16 protein-coding genes and 1 pseudogene are annotated in these 18,538 nt (G+C 59.4%); 12 read left to right on the forward strand and 5 right to left on the reverse strand.

Going from position 1 to position 18,538, the window contains the following annotated elements:
* Positions 1-236: 236 nt before the first annotated feature.
* Positions 237-1,700 carry a glutamate--tRNA ligase gene (gene gltX / locus ACVWXF_RS12640; RefSeq protein WP_457474564.1) on the reverse strand — a complete coding sequence of 488 codons (1,464 nt, stop codon included), beginning with the start codon at positions 1,698-1,700 and terminating at the stop codon, positions 237-239.
* Between the two features lie 234 nt (positions 1,701-1,934).
* Here gltX and ACVWXF_RS12645 point away from each other — a divergent pair, with 234 nt between their 5' ends.
* Entirely contained in the window at positions 1,935-2,285 is a 351-nt protein-coding gene (locus tag ACVWXF_RS12645; protein WP_011433285.1) for a hypothetical protein, read from the forward strand.
* A gap of 286 nt (positions 2,286-2,571) precedes the next feature.
* On the opposite strand, the gene miaB is transcribed toward ACVWXF_RS12645, so the two are convergent.
* On the reverse strand, positions 2,572-3,906 hold the full coding sequence (gene miaB / locus ACVWXF_RS12650; protein ID WP_457474565.1) for a tRNA (N6-isopentenyl adenosine(37)-C2)-methylthiotransferase MiaB: 1,335 nt from the start codon (positions 3,904-3,906) through the stop codon (positions 2,572-2,574).
* A 121-nt stretch (positions 3,907-4,027) separates the two neighbouring features.
* On the opposite strand from miaB, the gene ACVWXF_RS12655 reads away from it, so the two are divergent.
* Genes ACVWXF_RS12655 through argB form a run of 3 tightly spaced genes read left to right on the forward strand, consistent with a single transcriptional unit; the run spans position 4,028 to position 6,338 of the window.
* Positions 4,028-4,462 (forward strand): BlaI/MecI/CopY family transcriptional regulator, encoded by a 435-nt coding sequence (locus ACVWXF_RS12655; RefSeq protein WP_011433287.1) that lies wholly within the window; start codon positions 4,028-4,030, stop codon positions 4,460-4,462.
* Entirely contained in the window at positions 4,459-5,340 is an 882-nt protein-coding gene (locus tag ACVWXF_RS12660) for a M56 family metallopeptidase (RefSeq protein WP_457474566.1), read from the forward strand. Before ACVWXF_RS12655 ends, ACVWXF_RS12660 begins: the two co-directional genes overlap by 4 nt.
* 59 nt (positions 5,341-5,399) lie before the next feature.
* A complete protein-coding gene (gene argB, locus ACVWXF_RS12665; protein ID WP_414373667.1) occupies positions 5,400-6,338 on the forward strand; it encodes an acetylglutamate kinase in 939 nt (312 codons plus the stop codon).
* Here the strand turns inward: argB and ACVWXF_RS12670 are convergent.
* Complete coding sequence (locus ACVWXF_RS12670) at positions 6,335-7,144, reverse strand: hypothetical protein (RefSeq protein ID WP_457474567.1); 810 nt, start codon at positions 7,142-7,144, stop codon at positions 6,335-6,337. The two genes, argB and ACVWXF_RS12670, sit on opposite strands and share 4 nt — an antisense overlap.
* Before the next feature lie 262 nt (positions 7,145-7,406).
* Here ACVWXF_RS12670 and ACVWXF_RS12675 point away from each other — a divergent pair.
* Together ACVWXF_RS12675 and ACVWXF_RS12680 are read left to right on the forward strand one after the other, a co-directional pair.
* A pseudogene (locus ACVWXF_RS12675) lies at positions 7,407-8,601 on the forward strand (RNA-guided endonuclease InsQ/TnpB family protein).
* A gap of 47 nt (positions 8,602-8,648) precedes the next feature.
* Positions 8,649-10,517: an ABC transporter ATP-binding protein gene (locus tag ACVWXF_RS12680; protein ID WP_457474568.1), complete on the forward strand. Its 1,869-nt coding sequence runs from the start codon at positions 8,649-8,651 to the stop codon at positions 10,515-10,517.
* Positions 10,518-10,538: 21 nt separating this feature from the next.
* Here ACVWXF_RS12680 and ACVWXF_RS12685 read toward each other — a convergent pair whose 3' ends face one another.
* Positions 10,539-10,745 (reverse strand): hypothetical protein, encoded by a 207-nt coding sequence (locus ACVWXF_RS12685; protein ID WP_041436551.1) that lies wholly within the window; start codon positions 10,743-10,745, stop codon positions 10,539-10,541.
* 178 nt (positions 10,746-10,923) lie between these two features.
* On the opposite strand from ACVWXF_RS12685, the gene ACVWXF_RS12690 reads away from it, so the two are divergent.
* From ACVWXF_RS12690 to ACVWXF_RS12700, 3 genes are all read left to right on the forward strand, one after another.
* The gene (locus tag ACVWXF_RS12690) at positions 10,924-11,295 is read left to right on the forward strand and encodes a hypothetical protein (RefSeq protein ID WP_041436554.1); all 372 of its coding nucleotides are present in this window, start codon (positions 10,924-10,926) and stop codon (positions 11,293-11,295) included.
* A 198-nt stretch (positions 11,296-11,493) separates the two neighbouring features.
* Positions 11,494-13,005: a stress-responsive protein Ycf46 gene (gene ycf46, locus ACVWXF_RS12695; protein ID WP_011433294.1), complete on the forward strand. Its 1,512-nt coding sequence runs from the start codon at positions 11,494-11,496 to the stop codon at positions 13,003-13,005.
* 124 nt (positions 13,006-13,129) lie between these two features.
* Positions 13,130-13,480, forward strand: coding sequence for a DUF1257 domain-containing protein (locus tag ACVWXF_RS12700; RefSeq protein ID WP_414355711.1), 351 nt, complete (start codon positions 13,130-13,132; stop codon positions 13,478-13,480).
* A 124-nt stretch (positions 13,481-13,604) separates the two neighbouring features.
* Here ACVWXF_RS12700 and ACVWXF_RS12705 read toward each other — a convergent pair whose 3' ends face one another.
* Positions 13,605-14,843, reverse strand: a complete 1,239-nt coding sequence (locus ACVWXF_RS12705; RefSeq protein ID WP_457474569.1) for a phosphoglycerate kinase — start codon at positions 14,841-14,843, stop codon at positions 13,605-13,607.
* A 209-nt stretch (positions 14,844-15,052) separates the two neighbouring features.
* Between ACVWXF_RS12705 and pds the strand changes: the two genes are divergently transcribed.
* The 3 genes from pds to ACVWXF_RS12720 all read left to right on the forward strand — a co-directional run bounded on the left by pds (position 15,053) and on the right by ACVWXF_RS12720 (position 18,407).
* Positions 15,053-16,471 carry a 15-cis-phytoene desaturase gene (pds, locus tag ACVWXF_RS12710; RefSeq protein ID WP_457474570.1) on the forward strand — a complete coding sequence of 473 codons (1,419 nt, stop codon included), beginning with the start codon at positions 15,053-15,055 and terminating at the stop codon, positions 16,469-16,471.
* A gap of 157 nt (positions 16,472-16,628) precedes the next feature.
* The gene (locus tag ACVWXF_RS12715; protein ID WP_414350814.1) at positions 16,629-17,516 is read left to right on the forward strand and encodes a phytoene synthase; all 888 of its coding nucleotides are present in this window, start codon (positions 16,629-16,631) and stop codon (positions 17,514-17,516) included.
* A gap of 75 nt (positions 17,517-17,591) precedes the next feature.
* Positions 17,592-18,407, forward strand: a complete 816-nt coding sequence (locus tag ACVWXF_RS12720) for an ABC transporter permease (protein WP_457474571.1) — start codon at positions 17,592-17,594, stop codon at positions 18,405-18,407.
* The last annotated feature ends 131 nt before the right edge of the window (positions 18,408-18,538 follow it).

The raw sequence follows: 18,538 nt of genomic DNA on the forward strand, positions 1-18,538 counted from the left end.
ACTTGGCTCATAAGTTCATTGTACTTCATCAAAGCGCATTCCTCCCGGCACTGACCCTACGGGTACAGTGCGGGGCTCCTGCGATTTCTAGCTGAGAAGAGAGCAGCACCAGTTCTTGGACAATTTGGTTTGCAGCCTGTAGCTGGCCTAGCAGCATGGGATCCCGATTGCGGCAGCGGTGCGGAGCACTTTCAACAGAGGCAACCGAAGGCATGACAGCAAGAGATGGGCTTCCATCAACAAGGAACCAACTTCTGCACAGCCTCTAACCGCCCCAAAGCCCAGCCCCGCCGCTGCAGAAGCGCAAAAGATTGCAGCAAATCCGGCCCCTGCAGATCCCCTGTCAGGGCGGCCCGCAAACTCTTCATCAGCAGGCCCTTTTTCATGTTCTGGGCTTTGGCCACCTGATCCACCAGCGGCTTCAAGCTGTCCACCATTCGCGTCAGCGGGACGGAGTCGTTAACCTGAGGCAGCTCGGCAGCAGCCAGCGTGGCAGCCATAGCAGCCATAGCCTCTGCCACCCCAGGCAGGCGCAACTGTTCCAGAGCTGGCAACGTGTAGCTGAGGGGCTCCTGAAACAAAAAGCGGCTGAGCGGAGGAGCCTCTGCCAGGCGGTCGATACCATCGGCAATCAGGCGGGCCACATCTTCCAACCAGGTGGGATCCGGCACTCCGGAAAGGTCAAACCCTGCCGCCTGCCAAAAGGGGGTGAGCCGTTCTACCAGTTCTGGCGGAGAAAGCCGCTTGATGTACTGGCTGTTGATCCAGTTGAGTTTGTCCCAGTCAAAGCGGGCAGCCGCACGGTTAACCCGGTCAAAGTCGAACAGCGCAGCCGCCTTTTCCAAAGAGAAAAGCTCTTCCCCATCCGGGGGCGACCAACTGAGCAAAGCCAAATAGTTCTTGAGAGCTTCCGGCAAAAAGCCCAGTTGCTGGAACTCTGCTACCGAAGTTGCCCCATCCCGTTTGGAGAGCTTTTTCCCTTCCGGGTTCAGGATTAAAGGAGAATGGGCGAACTGGGGAGGTTCGTAGCCAAGAGCGCGGTAGAGCAAAATCTGCTTGGGGGTATTGCCGATGTGATCTTCGCCGCGAATCACATGGGTGATGCCCATGTCAATATCATCCACCACCACCGCCAAGTTGTAGAGAGGGCAGCCATCCGCCCGGGCAATGACCATATCCCCCCCCAAGTCCTGGGTGTTCCAGGTAATGGGGCCGCGAATGAGATCCACCCAAGACACTTCCAGGGGCTCCTCGATTTTGAAGCGGATCACCGGCTGCCGACCCTCGGCTTCGTAGGCTCGTCGCTGGGCTTCGGTGAGAAAGCGGTGGCGGTTGTCGTAGCGGGGGGCTTTGCCGGCGGCCTTCTGGGCAGCGCGCATCTCCTCCAGCTCCGCCTCGCTGACGTAGCAGCGGTAGGCCAACCCTCGATCCAGAAGCTGCTGTACCACCGCTTGATAGCGCTCGATGCGCTTGGATTGGTAGACCGGCCCTTCGTCCCAGTCTAGGCCCAACCAGGCCAGGCCCGCCAAAATGTTGCGGGTGTAGCGGGGCAAAGAGCGGTCGCGGTCGGTGTCCTCAATGCGCAAAATGAACCGGCCACCGTGGCGACGGGCATACAGCCAGTTGAACACTGCCGTCCGGGCGGTGCCGATGTGCAGATTTCCGGTTGGGCTGGGGGCAATGCGAACACAAACACTCACAGGTCTAAGGATCCCAAGCAGAGTATCCCGATCCTAGTCGGCGGCGAGATCCTTTGTCATGTTGGCGTTCTATTGGGTTGCAGGCGGTTGCCAATTGAGGCACTTCGAGTAGAATCCGCTCTAGCTGCCGGTCAAAAGGTAGGCTGCACGGGGATCAAGGTTGATTGGCAACGTCCAACCCCCCCTTTTTTCCGGTGTTGAGGAAAAGCTGTAGCGCAGGAGGAATCCCAGCACATGCGTCTGACTTTGGCCATTCTTCTGGGTTGTCTGTCCGCCGGGATCCCGATTGGATCCGCCTTGGCCCAAATTGCCTATCCTTCTTATCCGGTGGGAGATGCCCTAGACAGGATCCTGTTGGATACAGGTAGGAATGTGGATCCGGTCATTTTCCCTGAGGAGGTGGTGCGCTCCCAGGCCCGGCAGACCACCGCCTTCTTCACCACGCTGCTGAACCAACGCACCAACATCCCACCCCTGCGCTCGCTAGATTTGCCCAGCCCCTATCAGGCTTCGGTTCGTACCCAGGCCGGATATTACCGCGTCACCCAGACAGAGCCCGTTTTGGATTTTGAAATCTTGCGCTAGGCAAGGCAGGTATTCGGGGCCTGTTCCAGCGCCGGCCTGTTGCTGTTGCCAAAACGTTGTGTATGAAGCTCCGTTCTACTGCTGCGCGGAAGAAAGCTAGCTAGGGCGGTGGTTGTGCCCTGGTCGGCGTGGCGGAAAGGGCAGTGACTGCCTGGCGGTTGCCTTAAAGCTGTTCACCCAGGAGGGCATGGTTTTTCTCAGCGAAACAGCTCCCTGGAGAGGCGCTCCGCCGGCGCAATCGGACAAGAGGGAACTGGGGAAAGTTGTGTTTGTGAGAGCCTTCATCCTATGGCCCGCTCGCGCGGACGGTAACTGCCTCTCCGGTCAGCGAAAAAGCTCGCGTGGCGGTAATGCGCACCGGCACCAGGGATCCCTTCAGTTGCTCTGGATCCCCTTCAAAGAACACCAAGCGATTGCCGCGGGTACGCCCCATTGCCTGGTGGGGGTTTTTCGGGTTGGGGCCTTCCACCAGCACCTCTTGCACCTGGCCTAGGAGTCGGGCACTGCGGGCGGCGGCCACCTCGGCCACCAGTCGGTTCAGCCGTTGCAGGCGGTCGCTTTTTTCCTCCTCGGGCACTTGGTCGGGCCACTCAGCGGCGGGGGTGCCGGGACGAGGGGAGTAGGCGGCGGTGTTCACTTGGTCAAAGCCAATGTCCTGCACCAGTTGCAGGGTTTCTTGGAACTGAGCTTCGGTCTCTCCCGGGAAGCCGACAATGGCATCGGCGCTGATGGCGGCTTCGGGCATGTATTGGCGGATGAGCTGGATGATCTGGCGATAGCGCTCGTGGGTGTAGCCGCGCCGCATCCGCTTGAGCACTTCGTTGCTGCCCGCCTGGAAGGGAATGTGGAAGTGCTCGCAGACTTTGGGCAGCTCGGCGCAGGTGGCGATCAGCTCCTCGGTAAAGTAGCGCGGGTGGCTGGTGGCAAAGCGAATCCGTTCAATACCTTCCACCGAATGGACGAAGCGCAACAAGCTGGCCAGGTTGGTTTTCGGATCCAGATCCCGTCCGTAGGCATCGATGTTCTGCCCCAGCAACGTCACCTCGCGGTAGCCCGCTCTGGCCACGTCTTCGATTTCGGCGCGGATGGCCCGGGGCTGGCGGGACTGCTCTTGCCCTCGCACCCGCGGCACGATGCAGTAGGTGCAGCGCTCGTTGCAACCGTAGATAACGTTGATCCAAGCAGTGACCTGGCTGTCGCGACGGGGCTTGGTGATGTCTTCTGGGATCTCAACCGGCTCGGTGGCCACCACCTGGTTTCCGGCTTCCACCTGCGCCAACAGATCCCCAAGGCGGTTCACGTACTGGGGGCCCATGACCAGATCCAGCTCAGGGACGCGGCGCAACAATTTTTCCCCTTCCTGCTGGGCCACACAGCCGGCCACAATGAGCTTGATGGCCGGGTTTTTGCGCTTGCGCTGCGCCTGGATGCCCAGGTAGGAATAGACCTTTTGCTCAGCATTGTCGCGGATGGTGCAGGTGTTGTAGAGAACTAAGTCCGCCTGCAACTCATCTTCGGTGGCCACATACCCTAGGGACTCCAGGATCCCGGCCATGCGCTCGGTATCGGCGCGGTTCATTTGGCAGCCGAAGGTGATGGTGTGGTAAGTGGGAGCAGCCATGGGAAGAAACAGTACGAAGAACCACCATCTTCGAGCTTAGCGGATCCTTAAAATGGCTGCGGGGCTTGAGACTCCAACAGTTAATCTAGCTAGATAGAAATTCCTACACCGGCAAAGGCTCATGTTGCCCAAGCATCGTCCCAAGCAACTGTCGCTGGGCCCTCTGGAGTCGGAAATCTTGGACATCCTCTGGGATCTGGGCAGTGCCAGCACCCGTCAAATCCACGAGCGCATCTTGGCCGATCCGGATCGGGAGCTGGCCTATGCCTCTGTGACTACAGTTTTGCAGCGCTTAAGCCAGAAGGGCTGGGTGAGCTGTGAGCGCCGCACCGATCCCCAAGGGCGGAATCTGCCCATGCTGTGGCGGCCTCGTCTTTCGCGTCAGGAAGCGGCCAGCCTCAGGGCCTTCACCCACCTGCAGCAGTTTTTGGCCGTAGGGGATCCCGATACGGTGGCAGCCTTTGCCGATAGCCTGGATCAGGCCAGTGTGTCCCAGTTGCAGGCGATTGCCGAACGGCTGCGGGCGGCCCGTCAAGCCAGGAGGGATCCGCGATGAGCCACTTGGGCATGTTATTGCTGGGCTTGGGCCTCAGTTGGCTGTGGCGGGTGCAAGTGCGCCTGGATAAGGGGGGCGGGTGGAGCCGGCGTTGGCAGCGGGCTTGGATCCACTTCTTGCTGCCCCCGCTGCTGTTGCTGACCACTGCTCTGGCCTTGGCCTGGATGGGGCCGTGGGGACAAATGGCCGGAGCGGGGGGCTGGTTCTGCTACGGCTGTGCCCTGCTGTTGCTGGCCGTGGCTGGCGGCGTGGCCTTGCACTGGATTTGGGAATACTGGCGCTCCTATCGACGCGCCCACCTGCAAGCTCTGGCCCAGGTGGATTTGCATGGCTCTCCGGCCTACGTGCTGGATTTGGAGATTCCTTTTGCTGCTCAAGTGGGGGTGTGGAATGCCCAGTTGGTGGTCAGCCGCGGCCTACTGGAGCAGTTGGATGATGAGCACTTGCGGGCCGTAATCGCCCACGAAGAGGCCCATCGCCACTACCGCGATACCCTCTGGATGTTTGGGGTGGGCTGGCTGCGACGCCTCACCGGCTGGCTGCCCAACACCGAGGCCCTCTGGCAGGAATTGCTCACTCTGCGGGAACTGCGGGCGGATCGCTGGGCGGCCCAACGGGTGGATCCCTTGTTGTTGGGAGAGGCCCTGCTGCAGGTGGTGGGCTATGGCGTAGTGGAGCAACCGGCGGCGGCCTGGGTTGGCTTTGCAATGACCGTGAGTTCAGACCCAAGGCAGCGGCTGCAAGAGCGTATCGATGCCCTGCTGCAGCAGGCAGAGTCAGGGCCCGTCGATCCCCTACCCCATTCTTCTTCCATTCGGGGTTGGGCCTGGTTGGGGTTGTCCCTATTGCCTTTGCTGGCGATCCCGTTCCATACCTGAGGATCTGCAGAATGCGATACTCTGGGTCAGGTTTTCTGGACTTCTAGGGACTTACAGCAGTGCAAACCAACTCTTCCCTTTCTGAGGCGACCGGGTCGGCGTGTGATCCCCTTACGCGGGCGCAGATCCTCATCGAGGCTTTACCCTACATTCAGCAGTACCAGGGCCGCGTTATTGTCATCAAATACGGCGGCGCAGCCATGGTGCACCAAGAGCGACGGGCCGAGGTGCTCCGAGACATCGTCTTTCTGGCCTGTGTGGGGATCCGCCCGGTGTTGGTGCATGGGGGGGGGCCGGAGATCAACAGTTGGCTACAAAAACTGGACATTCCCTTCAAGTTTGTGGATGGCTTGCGGGTTACCGATGCCGCCACCATGGAAGTAGTGGAGATGGTGTTGGTGGGCAAGGTTAATAAGCAGATCGTCCAGCTCATCAGCTTGGCCGGCGGATCGGCGGTGGGGCTGTGCGGGCGGGATGGCAACTTGATCAAAGCGCGATCCCAGGGCCGGGCGGAGATTGGCTTTGTTGGGGAAGTGAGCAGTATCAACCCCCAGTTGCTGCAAACCCTATTGGAAGGTGGACAGATTCCGGTGATCTCCAGTGTGGCTGCCGATGAGACGGGCCAAGCCTACAACATCAACGCCGATACGGTGGCGGGAGAACTGGCGGCTGCTCTGGGGGCAGAAAAGCTGATTTTGCTCACCGACACCCCTGGCATTCTCAAAGATCCTCAGGATCGCAGCTCTCTGATTACGTTGCTGGATATCGAGACGGCTCGCCAGTTGATCCAAGCCGGTGTCGTCAAGGGCGGCATGATCCCTAAGGTGCAGTGTTGCATTCGCGCCTTGGCACAAGGGGTACGGGCAGCCCACATTCTGGATGGGGGATCCCCTCACTCTCTGCTGCTGGAGATTTTGACCGATGCCGGGGTGGGCACCAAGCTTGTTCCTTCTCAGTTTTCCGCTCAGTTGGAAGGACTGAACAACGGATCCCGCTAAGCTTCCTTGATAAAGCGAAGAATCTCCCGCACATGGCCGAGAAACTGGCTATCCACACTGAGCTGAGCCACAGCTTGGTGGGTCTCCTGGCGCAATTGCCTGTGCTCCAGCTCGTTGCTGGCCCGGAACTGTTCCAGTTGGGCTTTGAGCGCGGCCAGCTCCTGCCGCAGGTAGCGCCGGGTTTCTTCCTCCTGTTGGGCCCAAGAACCGGGCTTGCTGGGATCCCATTGCTCCTGCAACTGCTCGACTTGGCGTGTCAACTGCTTTATCCGCTCGGCCAACTCGATGGCATCTTCGCGAGGGATCTGGATTTGCCCTTGCAACTGGGCCAAGCGGTCGGCCAAATACTCGTAGCCCCGGATGGCCGGGCGCAGAGCCGTTAACAACAGGGCAGCCACAGCGCTGGGGTAGCCAATGGGGGTGACTTGCCCAACGGCCAAGCCATAGAAAGCCAGAGCCGACAGCCCATGCAGGGCAATGGCTATGCGCAACGACCAGCAGCTGAGCTTTTGCAGGAAGGCAAACGTTGAATCTTCCACCGGGATCCCTCGTTCCTGAGACACAACCGCCTCCTGCTGAACGGCCTTGGCCTGAAAGTAGAGGTTCCAGGGAAGGGTGACGATCACCACCAGCCACCAAAAGCTGGCGATCCCAATGGCCCAATCGGCCAGCTCCCCAATGGGTAGCCCAAAAGCCCGCAACAGGCCAAACAGGATCCCGCCGCCGATCAACAACAGCAGCCCCGCCACCCAAACTGGGAAAAAGATTTTCGAGTAAGACACGGAGTAAGAGGTTGAGTAAGACATTGCCGGTTTCTCCTCATCAAGCTGCCTACAGCCTGCCCGAACCGAGCGGCCAGAAGCTCCTGAAGCGGCCAGTTTTCCGTCCGTCCCAGAGCCATTAGGGGTGCAGCTATAGCCATTCCCAATGGCGAGGAAACCCTTGCGGATCCCAAACTCCCTCTCCCTCAGGGAGAGCGCTTAGAGTAGATCAGCTAGAAATCGCAGGAGCCCCGCACTGTACCCGTAGGGTCAGTGTCGGGAGGAATGCGGAAGTTATGATAGAACCATGACCCAAGTCCTGACCGTCCCCTGCAAGCTCAAGGTGTCCCAGTCGCAAGCCGCCAAATTGGACGCGACTTTGGAGGCTTTTGGCCAAGCCTTGAATTGGGTCAACCAGAACACGCCGGAGAAAGTCGCCAACGCCGTTAAGCTCCAGTCTCTGTGCTACCGCGAAATCCGTGCCCGGTTCGGCTTATCCAGTAACTTGGCTCAGCAGGTCTGCAGACGGCTGGCCGGCGCCCGTAAAGTTGCCCAACAGAAAAACCGCCCCGTCAAAGCGTTCAAGAGAGGCTTTGCGACCTACGATGCCCGTATCTTTTCGTTTCGCGAGAAAGACTGGACGGTGTCGCTGACCACGGTGGAGGGTCGAGAGCGCTTTGAGCTGGCGATTGGCCGCTACCAGAGAGAACGGCTGGCGGGCTCCAATCCCAAATCTGCCACTCTGGTCAAGCGCAAAGACGGTTCCTACTTCATTCAAATCTGTGTGGAAGCGGAGCCATCCCCACCGCAAGGCACGGATAGAGTGCTGGGCGTGGATTTGGGAAGGACGGATATTGCCCATACGTCAGACGGGGACAATTGGAATGGACAGCAGTTGAACCGAATCCGAGACCACTACTCCAAGCTGAGGGCGGCACTCCAACGCAAAGCCAGTAAGGGCACACGCAGTTCGCGGCGCAGATGCCGTCAACTGTTGCAACGGCTGTCTGGCAAGGAGAGGCGCTTTCAGGCGTGGGTCAATCATCGCATCTCCAAAGCTATTGTCTCTAGGGCAAAGGCGACAAATAGCGCTCTTGCTCTGGAAGACTTGACAGGGATCCGGGAGCGCATCAACCAACAACCCCGCAGTAAAACTGAACGGCGCAGGGCCAACAGTTGGGCGTTTTATCAACTCCGTCAATTTTTGGAGTACAAGGCTCTGCGTGCAGGGGTTGCTTTGATTCTGGTGCCGCCTGCCTACACGTCGCAGACCTGCCACCGGTGTTTGCACATTCATCCCGACCCTGCGCAATCCTACCGCAGTGGCAAGTCGTTCAAGTGTGGGCACTGTGGATGGGAAGGGGATGCGGATTTGAATGGTGCGAATGTGATTGCGCTTTTGGGGGCTGCTGTAAACCAGCCTAGAGGCTCGTGGTTGGCTTGCCAACTGCAGGGCTACCGAAAGCCCGCTCCGTACCGCTTTAGCGGTCGGAGTCGGGTAGTTTACTGCTCTCTATGAGTCATCTTTGTTGTTCTCGGGTGTAAGCCTGTGAGCCTTGCCGCCTCTCCCCCCGATACCGATTTAAGTAGGGATCCCCGCCCTCGGCGAGAAAGCGATTGGCGGCTGCTGCGGCTGCTCTGGCCCTATGCCCGTCGGCACCTGAAGCTACTGTTGGCCGCCTTGGCCTTTCTGCCCCCTTTGGCCTTGGCGGATGCAGTGCAGCCTCTGATCCTACAGCGGGCTCTGGATGGCCCCATTGCCCGAGCGCTGGAACGAGGTGAGGCCGGGATCCTCTCCGACCTTTGGCCCTATGTGGGGCTGTTGATCCTAACGGTACTGGTTCGCTGGCTCTTCCAAGCCCTGGAAGGGTATGTCAGCCAAAAGCTGGGGCAGTTGATGACCCGCGACATCCGCGACGATCTCTTCGCCCACATTCTGGCCTTGCCGGCTCAGTTTTTCGACCGCACCCCGGTGGGCAAGTTGATCACCCGCATCACCAACGATGTGGAAGCCCTGGGAGATGTCTTTTCCACCGGTGCCGTCGGCATCGTCAGCGACCTGTTTACCCTGGGGGTGATCGCGGTGGTCATGCTCAGCCAACGCTGGGATCTGGGCTTGCTGCTGATCTTGATCGTCCTGCCCATCAGCGCCGTTGTCCTCGAGTTGCAGCGCCGCTTTCGCGATGCCAACTTTCGCGTGCGAGAAGAACTCTCCAAACTGAACTCCTGGATCCAGGAGAACATCTTGGGCATTGTCGTTGTGCAACTGTTTCGGCGGGAGCGGCTCAATAGCGAGATTTTTCAAACCATGAACCGCCGCTACATCCGGGAAGTGGATCAAACCATCCTCTATGATTCCGCCCTTTCTGCCGTTTTGGAGTGGGTCTCTTGGCTGGCCGTGGCGGCCCTGCTCTGGGTGGGCGGGCAGCAGGTGATGTCAGCCGGTAGGGGCTCAGTTGGAGGGGGATGGACGGGATCCCTGCCCCTGCCCAGGGAACCCCTCACCTTCGGTAGCCTCTACGCCTTTATTCTCTTTTCGCAACGGTTTTTCAACCCGCTGCGGCAGTTGGCCGAAAAGTTTACGGCCCTACAGGCGGGGTTCACCGCCGTCGAGCGCATCGACGCCATCCTCAGCCTGCCGGTTGCCATCCGGGATCCCGCTCAGCCCCGCCACTTGACCCCCAATGCCAGAGGAGAGGTGCAGTTCGAGCACGTCTGGTTTGCCTACAACCCCGGGGAGTGGGTGCTCAAAGACCTCACCTTCACCATCCGCCCCGGAGAAAAAGTGGCCCTGGTGGGGCCCACGGGAGCCGGGAAAAGCTCCATCATTCGCTTGCTCTGCCGTCTCTACGACGTAACCCAGGGATCTATTCGCATTGACGGCGTTGATATTCGGGATCTCCCCCAGGCTGAGCTGCACCGCCACCTAGGGGTAATCCTGCAGGATGGATTTTTGTTTTCCGGGGATATCCAGCAAAACATCACCCTAGGAGAGAAGGCAGATCTAGCGGCAGTGGAGCAGGTCGCCCGCCAACTCAACCTGCATGACTTCCTCCGCAATTTGCCCCAAGGCTACGCCACCCCTGTGCGAGAGCGGGGCAGCAACCTCTCCAGCGGCCAGAAACAGCTTATCAGCTTTGTGCGGGCCATGTGGCGGGATCCCAAAATCTTGGTTTTGGACGAAGCCACCGCCAGCCTGGATGTGGGCACCGAAGTCCTCCTGCAATCCGCTCTAGACACCCTGCTGCGGGATCGCACCGCCCTGATCATCGCCCACCGCCTTTCCACCATCCGCGATGTGGATCGCATCTTGGTTCTGCAGCGGGGGGAACTCAAAGAGCAGGGATCCCATGCCGAGCTCATGGCCCTCAGCGGGCTCTATGCCAGCCTCTATCGGCTGCAAGATCTGGGCGGCTAGCAGGGTGCTTCTGCCCAACCGTCAGCGACTGGCGCCAAAGCGAGACCGAATTGCCTTTAGGGTGGTGAAGCTGGCATCCGCGAACGCGATGCGAGCCTTGCAGAGCAACAAATTGCCGTTGTCCACGGCAGTGTCTCTCAAGCTGGCCAAACCATCGCTGGCCTGCACCAGGGCACGGCGGCCCCAGCTAGAGAAATTTTTGCTGAGGGTGTTGATCAAGCGTTCCATAGGGATTGGACATTCCGCTCCTTGTCTTCCACCTAGCCTACTCCCCCAGCCGCAGGTATCCACAGAGGGCCATCAAGAAAATTGTTTGTTACAGATTGTTAAAAACTTGCCGTCAAGCCGGCAGACTGGCTATGATAGGCCCCAAGTTTGGCAAGCAATTCAAAGAAAGCGGTTAGCCATGAATCATCGGCCAGAGGTAGTGGAAGGCACAGAGTCCAAGCAGAAGGTGACCCTGTATCTCTCACCTGAGCTGCACCGGAATCTGAAGATTCGGGCTGCCGTGGAGCGGGAGCCGATGTCGGCAGTGGCAGAGAAGGCCATTACCTTCTATCTGCTTCACCCAGAGGTCATTGAAGGGGTACAAGGTAGCGCCTATCGTGTCCATCAATGTCCCAAGTGTAGTCACCCATTTGTGATCCGCGATGGAGAGGTGGTTTCCCTGCACCAGACATCGGCTGCCGAAGCCATCCTTGAAGAGGTGGAGCCAGAATACTGGGGATCGGCTGCTGGCTCGGAAGAGCAACGGCAGGATGCTCTGGTACCCTGCTAGAACGCTCCCAAGCGGGCCCCCTTCAGGAACTTGAGCTGATAGGAGCAGACAGCAACACAGAAGGCTTCTAAAATCCTCTCAAAATCCATCCAACAAGGGCGTACTCCCAAGTGCAATCCAATACCTAGGCAACTCGAACCCCATTTTTCAACCGTTCTGGCGGCTCCTGAAATTTCCCCTCTGCAGTTGGTGTTTCCCATGCAAGAGCTAAGCATCCTCATTCAAGCTCAATACCCACTGCTGTACCTGCTGACTCCAGAGGAGGAACGGGCAGAAGCGGCTCTGGCAGCAATTGCCCGCACCCTTAAGCCTCAGCGTCGCCTATTCATTTGGACAGTTACCCACGGCATCGTCGAATACGGCAACCCCCGCAGCCTCACCCAGCACAACACCCAATCCCCCCAGCCCGCCATCCAGTGGGTCATGGAGCAAAAGGATCCCGCCATCTGCGTCTTCAAAGACCTACATGACTTCTTGGACAACACCGAGGTGAAGCGCTGGCTGCGGGATGCTATTGCCAGCCTGAAGGGATCCCACAAAACCATCCTGCTCATGTCGCCGGTGCAGGTGATCCCGGTCGAGCTGGAGAAAGACATTTGCGTAGTGGACTTCCCCCTGCCGGACATGGCCACATTGGAGCGCGCCCTCAACCGCCAGCTGGAGCAGATCCCGCGCTCCCTGCCTTTGGCTCCTGATACCCGCGAAAAGTTGCTCAAGGCGGCCCTGGGCCTAACGCAGGACGAGGCAGAAAAAGTCTACCGCAAGGCTGTGGTGATGCATGGTCGCCTCACCGAGGCAGAAGTAGACATCATCCTCTCTGAGAAGAAGCAACTGATCCGGCGCAACGGCATTCTCGAGTTTATCGAAGAGGACGAGACCATCGACGCCGTTGGCGGTCTGGAAGAGCTGAAGCGCTGGCTGCTGCAACGTTCTGAGGCCTTCACTGAGCGGGCCCGCGCCTATGGACTGCCCCAACCCAAGGGTATGCTGATCCTGGGCGTGCCTGGCTGCGGTAAGTCGCTGATCGCCAAGACCACTGCCCGTCTCTGGGGCCTGCCCCTGCTGCGTCTGGACATGGGCCGCGTTTATGATGGCTCCATGGTGGGCAAATCGGAAGCGAATCTGCGCAGTGCCCTGCGAACTGCTGAATCTCTCGCCCCTGCCATCCTTTTCATCGACGAGCTGGACAAAGCCTTTGCTGGATCAGCAGGCTCCAGCGATTCTGACGGGGGCACCTCCAGCCGCATCTTTGGCTCTTTCCTAACCTGGATGCAGGAGAAGCGCTCGCCGGTCTTTGTCATGGCCACCGCCAACCGTGTGGACCGTCTGCCGGGCGAATTCTTGCGCAAGGGCCGTTTTGACGAGATTTTCTTCGTGGATCTCCCCAACATCAACGAGCGCATCGAGATCTTTCGGATCCACCTGAAGAAGCGGCGGCGCGACATCAGCCGCTTTGATCTGCGCCAGTTGGCCGCAGCCTGTGAAGGCTTCTCCGGCGCGGAGATCGAACAAGTTTTGATTGCTGCCATGTACGAAGCGTTTGCCCAGAACCGCGAATTTACCCAACTGGACATTTTGGCAGCAACGAAAGCAACTCAACCGCTATCTCGCACCATGACGGAGCAAGTGGTAGCGTTGAGGGAATGGGCCCAGCAGCGGGCTCGGCCTGCAGCGGCCTCTGTAGCCGAGTACCAGCGGCTGGAGTTCTAGGAGGAGGTGAGGATCCAAAGCTACCTTGACAGAAGCAGGGACGGCAGGGCCCAAACCTTCCCCAAAGAACAGTGCCCATTGTTTGTGTTGATGTTCCAACCCCTACACACAGGAGAGAAACACCATGTCTCATTTTAGCACCTTGCGTACCAAGATCACCGATAGCCAAATCCTGATCAACTCTCTGCGCGATCTCGGCTACACCGTTAAGCTGAACGCCGACGTGCGTGGCTACAACGGCCAGCGTGTTCGCGCTGACATCGTGGCTCAGTTGGAAGGCGACTACGATCTGGGCTGGTCGAAGAATCCCGACGGTTCCTACGACCTGATCGCCGATCTGTGGGGCGTGGCCAAGAAGCACAACCAGACCGAGTTGATCAACTCCATCAACCAGAAGTACGCCGTCAACAAGACCTTGGCCGAGGTGAAGCGTCCTGGCTTGAACAACGCCAACGTTAAAGTGGTGATGCACTAAGCCGGATCCTGTCTCGCCATCGCTGCAGCGATCTACACCGACTAAGGCTAAGAGGGGCTGGGTTCAGCCCCTACTTTGTTGATTCGGTTTTTGTGTTGGATGAGCTGTGATCCAAAGGAGAAACCTAGGCTTCCGTGAGGGCGGCAATGCCGGGCAGCACTTTGCCTTCCAATAGCTCCAAGCTGGCCCCGCCGCCGGTGGAGATGTGGGTCATCTTGTCAGCGAGGCCAACTTTCTCGACAGCTGCCACCGAGTCGCCGCCGCCGATGATGGTGGTGGCTCCCGCTTGAGTGAGATCGGCCAGGGTGCGGGCGATGGCTTCTGTGCCCACGGCAAAGCGGTCAAACTCAAAGACGCCCATCGGCCCGTTCCAGACCACGGTTTGGCACCCCTGCAGGGCAGCCTGGAAGGCTTTGATCGATTCCGGGCCAATGTCCAAGCCCATCCAATCCTCGGGGATGGCGTGGATGGAAACGGTCTGGGCCTGGGCATCTTTGTCAAACCTATCGGCTACCACCACATCCACCGGCAGCAGCAGCTCCACCCCCCGCTCTTTGGCTTTTTCCATCAGGGAGCGGGCCAGATCCAGCTTGTCGGTTTCCACCAAAGACTTGCCGGTTTGGATCCCTTGGGCTTGGTAAAAGGTAAAGATCATGCCGCCGCCCAGCAGGAGCTTGTCCACTTTTTCCAGGAGCCGCTCAATGACGCCGATTTTGCTGGACACTTTGGAGCCGCCGATGATGGCCGCCAAGGGCCGCCGGGGATCCTCAATGGCGCCGGAGAGGAATTGCAGCTCCCTTTCCACCAGGTAGCCAGCCACAGCAGGCTGGAGATAGGCGGTAACGCCGGCAGTAGAGGCGTGGGCGCGGTGGGCGCTGCCAAAGGCGTCGTTGACAAACAGGTCGGCCAGTGAGGCCAGCTTGCGGGCAAATTCCGGGTCGTTGTCCTCCTCTTCTGGGTAGAAGCGGACGTTTTCCAGCAGGGCCACCTGGCCGTTTTCCAGGCGGTTCACTACCGCCTCGGCCTCAGGGCCGATGCAGTCGGGGGCAAAGGCGACCGGCTGGCCCAGCAATTGAGAAAGACGGGTGGCCACGGGGGCCAGGCTATTGCCCTCGCGAGCGATCTTAACCGCGCCTGTCTCTTTGTCTTTTTTGACGGGGCGGCCCAGGTGGCTGGCGAGGATCACTTTGGCGCCCGCTTGGATGAGGGCCTGGACGGTGGGCAGAGCAGCCCGAATGCGGGTGTCATCGGTAATGTTGCCCTGGGCGTCCAAGGGGACATTGAAATCGGCTCGCACCAGCACGCGCTTGCCGTTTAAATCAAAGCCAGATGACAGCAGGGATCCCAGTGTTTGTTTGGCCATCGTTGTCTTTCCCCCCGGACTGCGGAAAATCTTTACTTTTTCTTCCGTATGTATCCTACCAGCGATTGGGATCCCGGCAGCGAGACCGATGGGCTCAGGGATCCCCTTGTCCTGCTGCTGGTGCCGGGTTGGCCTTCCGTCTGACCCTTGGCCCCGGCAATTGTAACGGTTTGCAAATAGAATGAAAGTGTTGCTTTGCCGTTACCCTCATGCGCGTTGCCATTGCCGGAGGCGGGCTAGCCGGGCTGGCCTGTGCCAAGTATCTCTGTGATGCCGGGCATCAACCGCTCCTCTTCGAGCGGCGGGATGTTTTGGGTGGCCTGGTGGCTGCCTGGAAAGATGCCGACGGCGACTGGATCGAGACGGGGCTGCACAACTTTTTTGGCGCCTACCCCAACACGTTGCAGCTGTTCCGGGAGCTGGGCATTTCCGACCGCCTGCAGTGGAAGGAACACAGCTTGATCTTCAACCAGCCGGACAAGCCGGGCACCTATTCCCGCTTCGACCTGCCGGATATTCCCGCTCCTTTCAACGCCATTGTCGGCATCTTGCGCAACAACGACATGCTCACCTGGGGGGAAAAGGTGAAGTTTGCCCTGGGGCTGGTGCCGGCCATGATTCGCGGCCAGCGCTATGTGGAGCAGATGGATCGTTACAGCCTCTTGGAATGGCTGCGGCGACAGGGTATTGACGAGCGGGTCAACACCGATATTTTCATTGCCGTCTCCAAGGCCCTGGCCTTCATCAACCCGGAGGAGATCTCGGCGATGGTGCCCCTGACGGCCTTGAACCGCTTTTTGCAGCAAAAAGATGGCTCTAGGATTGCCTACCTAGACGGCGCTCCCCCAGAGCGGCTCTGCCAGCCGATGGTGGACTACATTGTGGCCCGTGGGGGGGAGGTTCATCTAAACGCGGCGTTGCAGGACATTCGTCTCAACCCTGACGGCAGCGTGGCCGGGTTTTGCTTAGCCACCCCCTCTGGGCCGGTGGAGGTGACTGCCGATGCCTATGTCTCGGCCCTTTCGGTGGACGCGCTCAAGGAGCTGCTGCCGGCGCAGTGGTGGGGGATCCCCTTTTTCCAAAAGCTGCGTGAACTGGAGGGGGTGCCAGTAATTAGCCTGCAGATCTGGTTTGACCGCAAGATTACTCACATCGATCACTCCTTGTTTTCCCGCTCGCCGCTATTGAGCGTGTATGCCGACATGAGCAACACCTGCCGGGCCTATGCCGATCCGGAGCGGTCCATGTTGGAGCTGGTGCTGGCCCCTGCCGCCGAGTGGATTGAACGCAGCGATGAGGAGATCTTTGCCGCCACGCTGGAGGAACTGAAAAAACTCTTTCCCCAGCACCTTACCGGCCCCAACCCCGCTCGCGTGCGCAAATGGGTGGTGGTGAAAACGCCGCGCTCGGTTTACAAGGCTACCCCTGGCAGACAGCAGTATCGCCCCACCCAAGTTACCCCTATTCCCAACTTCTTCTTGGCGGGCAGCTACACCCTACAGCCCTTCCTGGGCAGCATGGAGGGGGCCATCCTCTCCGGCAAGTGGGCGGCGGAGGCCATCAACCAAGGGATCCCATTTCAACGCGCTTCTGTCTCGGCCTCAACTCTGGCAGCTGCGGGGGTCTAGCTCTCCGCCGTCCGCCTCCTATGCCTTTTGAATCTTTCTTTTCCCCACAACCTCTTCTAGGCTATCCGCGGCGTCCGCTTTCCCGTAGTGTTGATATGTGCCCTCGCCGTTCCTCTTCCTTCTCTATCCTGGCCCTGCGCCCCTGGAGATCAGCCAGATGAGTCCGCTTGAGCAATCTTTTGCCCTCTGTCGCCAGATTACGGCCAAGCACGCTAAGACTTTCTACCTGGGATCCCTGCTCTTGCCCCAGTCCAAACGGCGGGCCATCTGGGCCATCTACGCTTGGCTGCGGCAAACCGATGAGTTGCTGGATGGACTGGAAGCCAGCCAGGCAGAGGTGGAGGTCACCCGCAGCAAGCTGGAGCAGTGGGGATCCCATCTGGAGTCGTTATTTCAGGGGGGTGAGCCGCAAGTCCCCACGGACCTCGCTTTGATCCACACCATCCGCACCTACCGCCTTTCCATCGAGCCGTTTCGCGAGATGCTGCGGGGGCAGAGCATGGACTTGGATACCCAGCGCTACGCCACCTGGGAGGATCTGCGGGTCTACTGCTACCGCGTGGCCGGGGTGGTGGGGCTGATGTGCTCGGAGATCATGGGGTTTGTGCCGGGCCGGGATGGCCGCGAGGAGGCGGTGGCGCTGGGGATCGCCATGCAACTAACCAACATCTTGCGGGATGTGGGAGAGGACGCCCGCCGCGGGCGGATCTACATCCCCCTGGAAGATCTGCGCCGCTTCAACTACTCCGAGCGGGACCTGTTTAACTATGTTATTGACGAGCGCTGGATGGCTTTGATGGACTATGAGATCCGGCGGGCTAGAGAGCTCTATGCCCAAGCGGAACGGGGGATCCCTACCCTGCAGCCGGACTCCCGCTGGCCGGTAGCCGCTTCCTTGATGCTCTACCGGCAGATTCTCAACGCCATCGAGCGCAACCACTACCAGGTTTTTCGCACCCGCGCTTACGTGTCCACTCTCAGCAAGGCATTGGCGCTGCCGGTGGCCTGGTGGCGGTCGCGGCGCTCCAACTACTACGGTTACTAGTAGGGAGCAGCAAGCAGTTCCCCACGGCCGCGGCAGCAGAAAACAAGAAGACCTCTAATACAGCGAAGAAAACCTATGGTAAGCCGTGCCCTGACCCTACCCTATCAGCGAATCTGGGAAGACAGTTTAACCATCTTCTGGCGCGACTGGCTGGATCTGCGGGGGCGAGTTTGGCAGGTGGTGGCCTCGGGGCTGGTGGCTCCCCTCATCTACATTGTTGCCTTTGGGGTGGGCCTAGGGGGATCCCTGCGGGCCGAAGCTTTGGCCGAGGTGGCCGGATCCACGGCGGCAGGTTCTTATTTGCGCTTTATCTTGCCGGGGATGGTGGCTCTTTCAGCCATGACCATCAGCTTTGCCGGCACCACCTTCTCCATTTGTGGATCGCGGCTATTTACCAAGAGCTTTGAAGAGCTGCTGCTGTTGCCGGTGCACCCCTTGTCTTTGCATCTGGGCAAGGTGCTGGCGGGCATTGCCCGCGGCCTGCTGACGGCCTTGGGGGTGTTGGCGGTGGGGGTGCTGGGTACGGGGGCCTGGGGCCTGCTTCACCCCTTGTCGCTGTTGGTTCTACTTTTGGATTGCGCCGTCTTTGCCGGCATTGGGGTAATTGCTGGCTTGAAGGTGCCCAGCCTGGAGAGTGTGGGCGTGCTAACCAACTTTTTGATTACGCCCATGTCTTTTCTGGGGGCCACCTTTTTCGATCCCGCCCAGTTGCCGACCTACCTGCAGGTGCTGGTCTATTGCCTGCCCCTTTCCTACGCCAGCATTGGCATGCGGGCAGCCGCCTACCAGCCGCTTGCGGAGTTTCCCTGGTACACGGTGGGAGTTTTGGGCGGCTTGGCGGTAATCCTGGCTTTTGTGGGAGCTCATCTGTTTTCCCACCAGCAGGACTAGCTGCCCTTGCCAAATACTTCTGGGTAGCGAGCCAGCTGCTGATACATTTACGCTGAACACTGCTGAACATCACTGTTCAACTATGCAGCGATAGCATTCTGTTTGTTTCCATTCGCGTTAGCGGGACGGAG

It is taken from the genome of Thermostichus sp. MS-CIW-40, assembly GCF_054058315.1.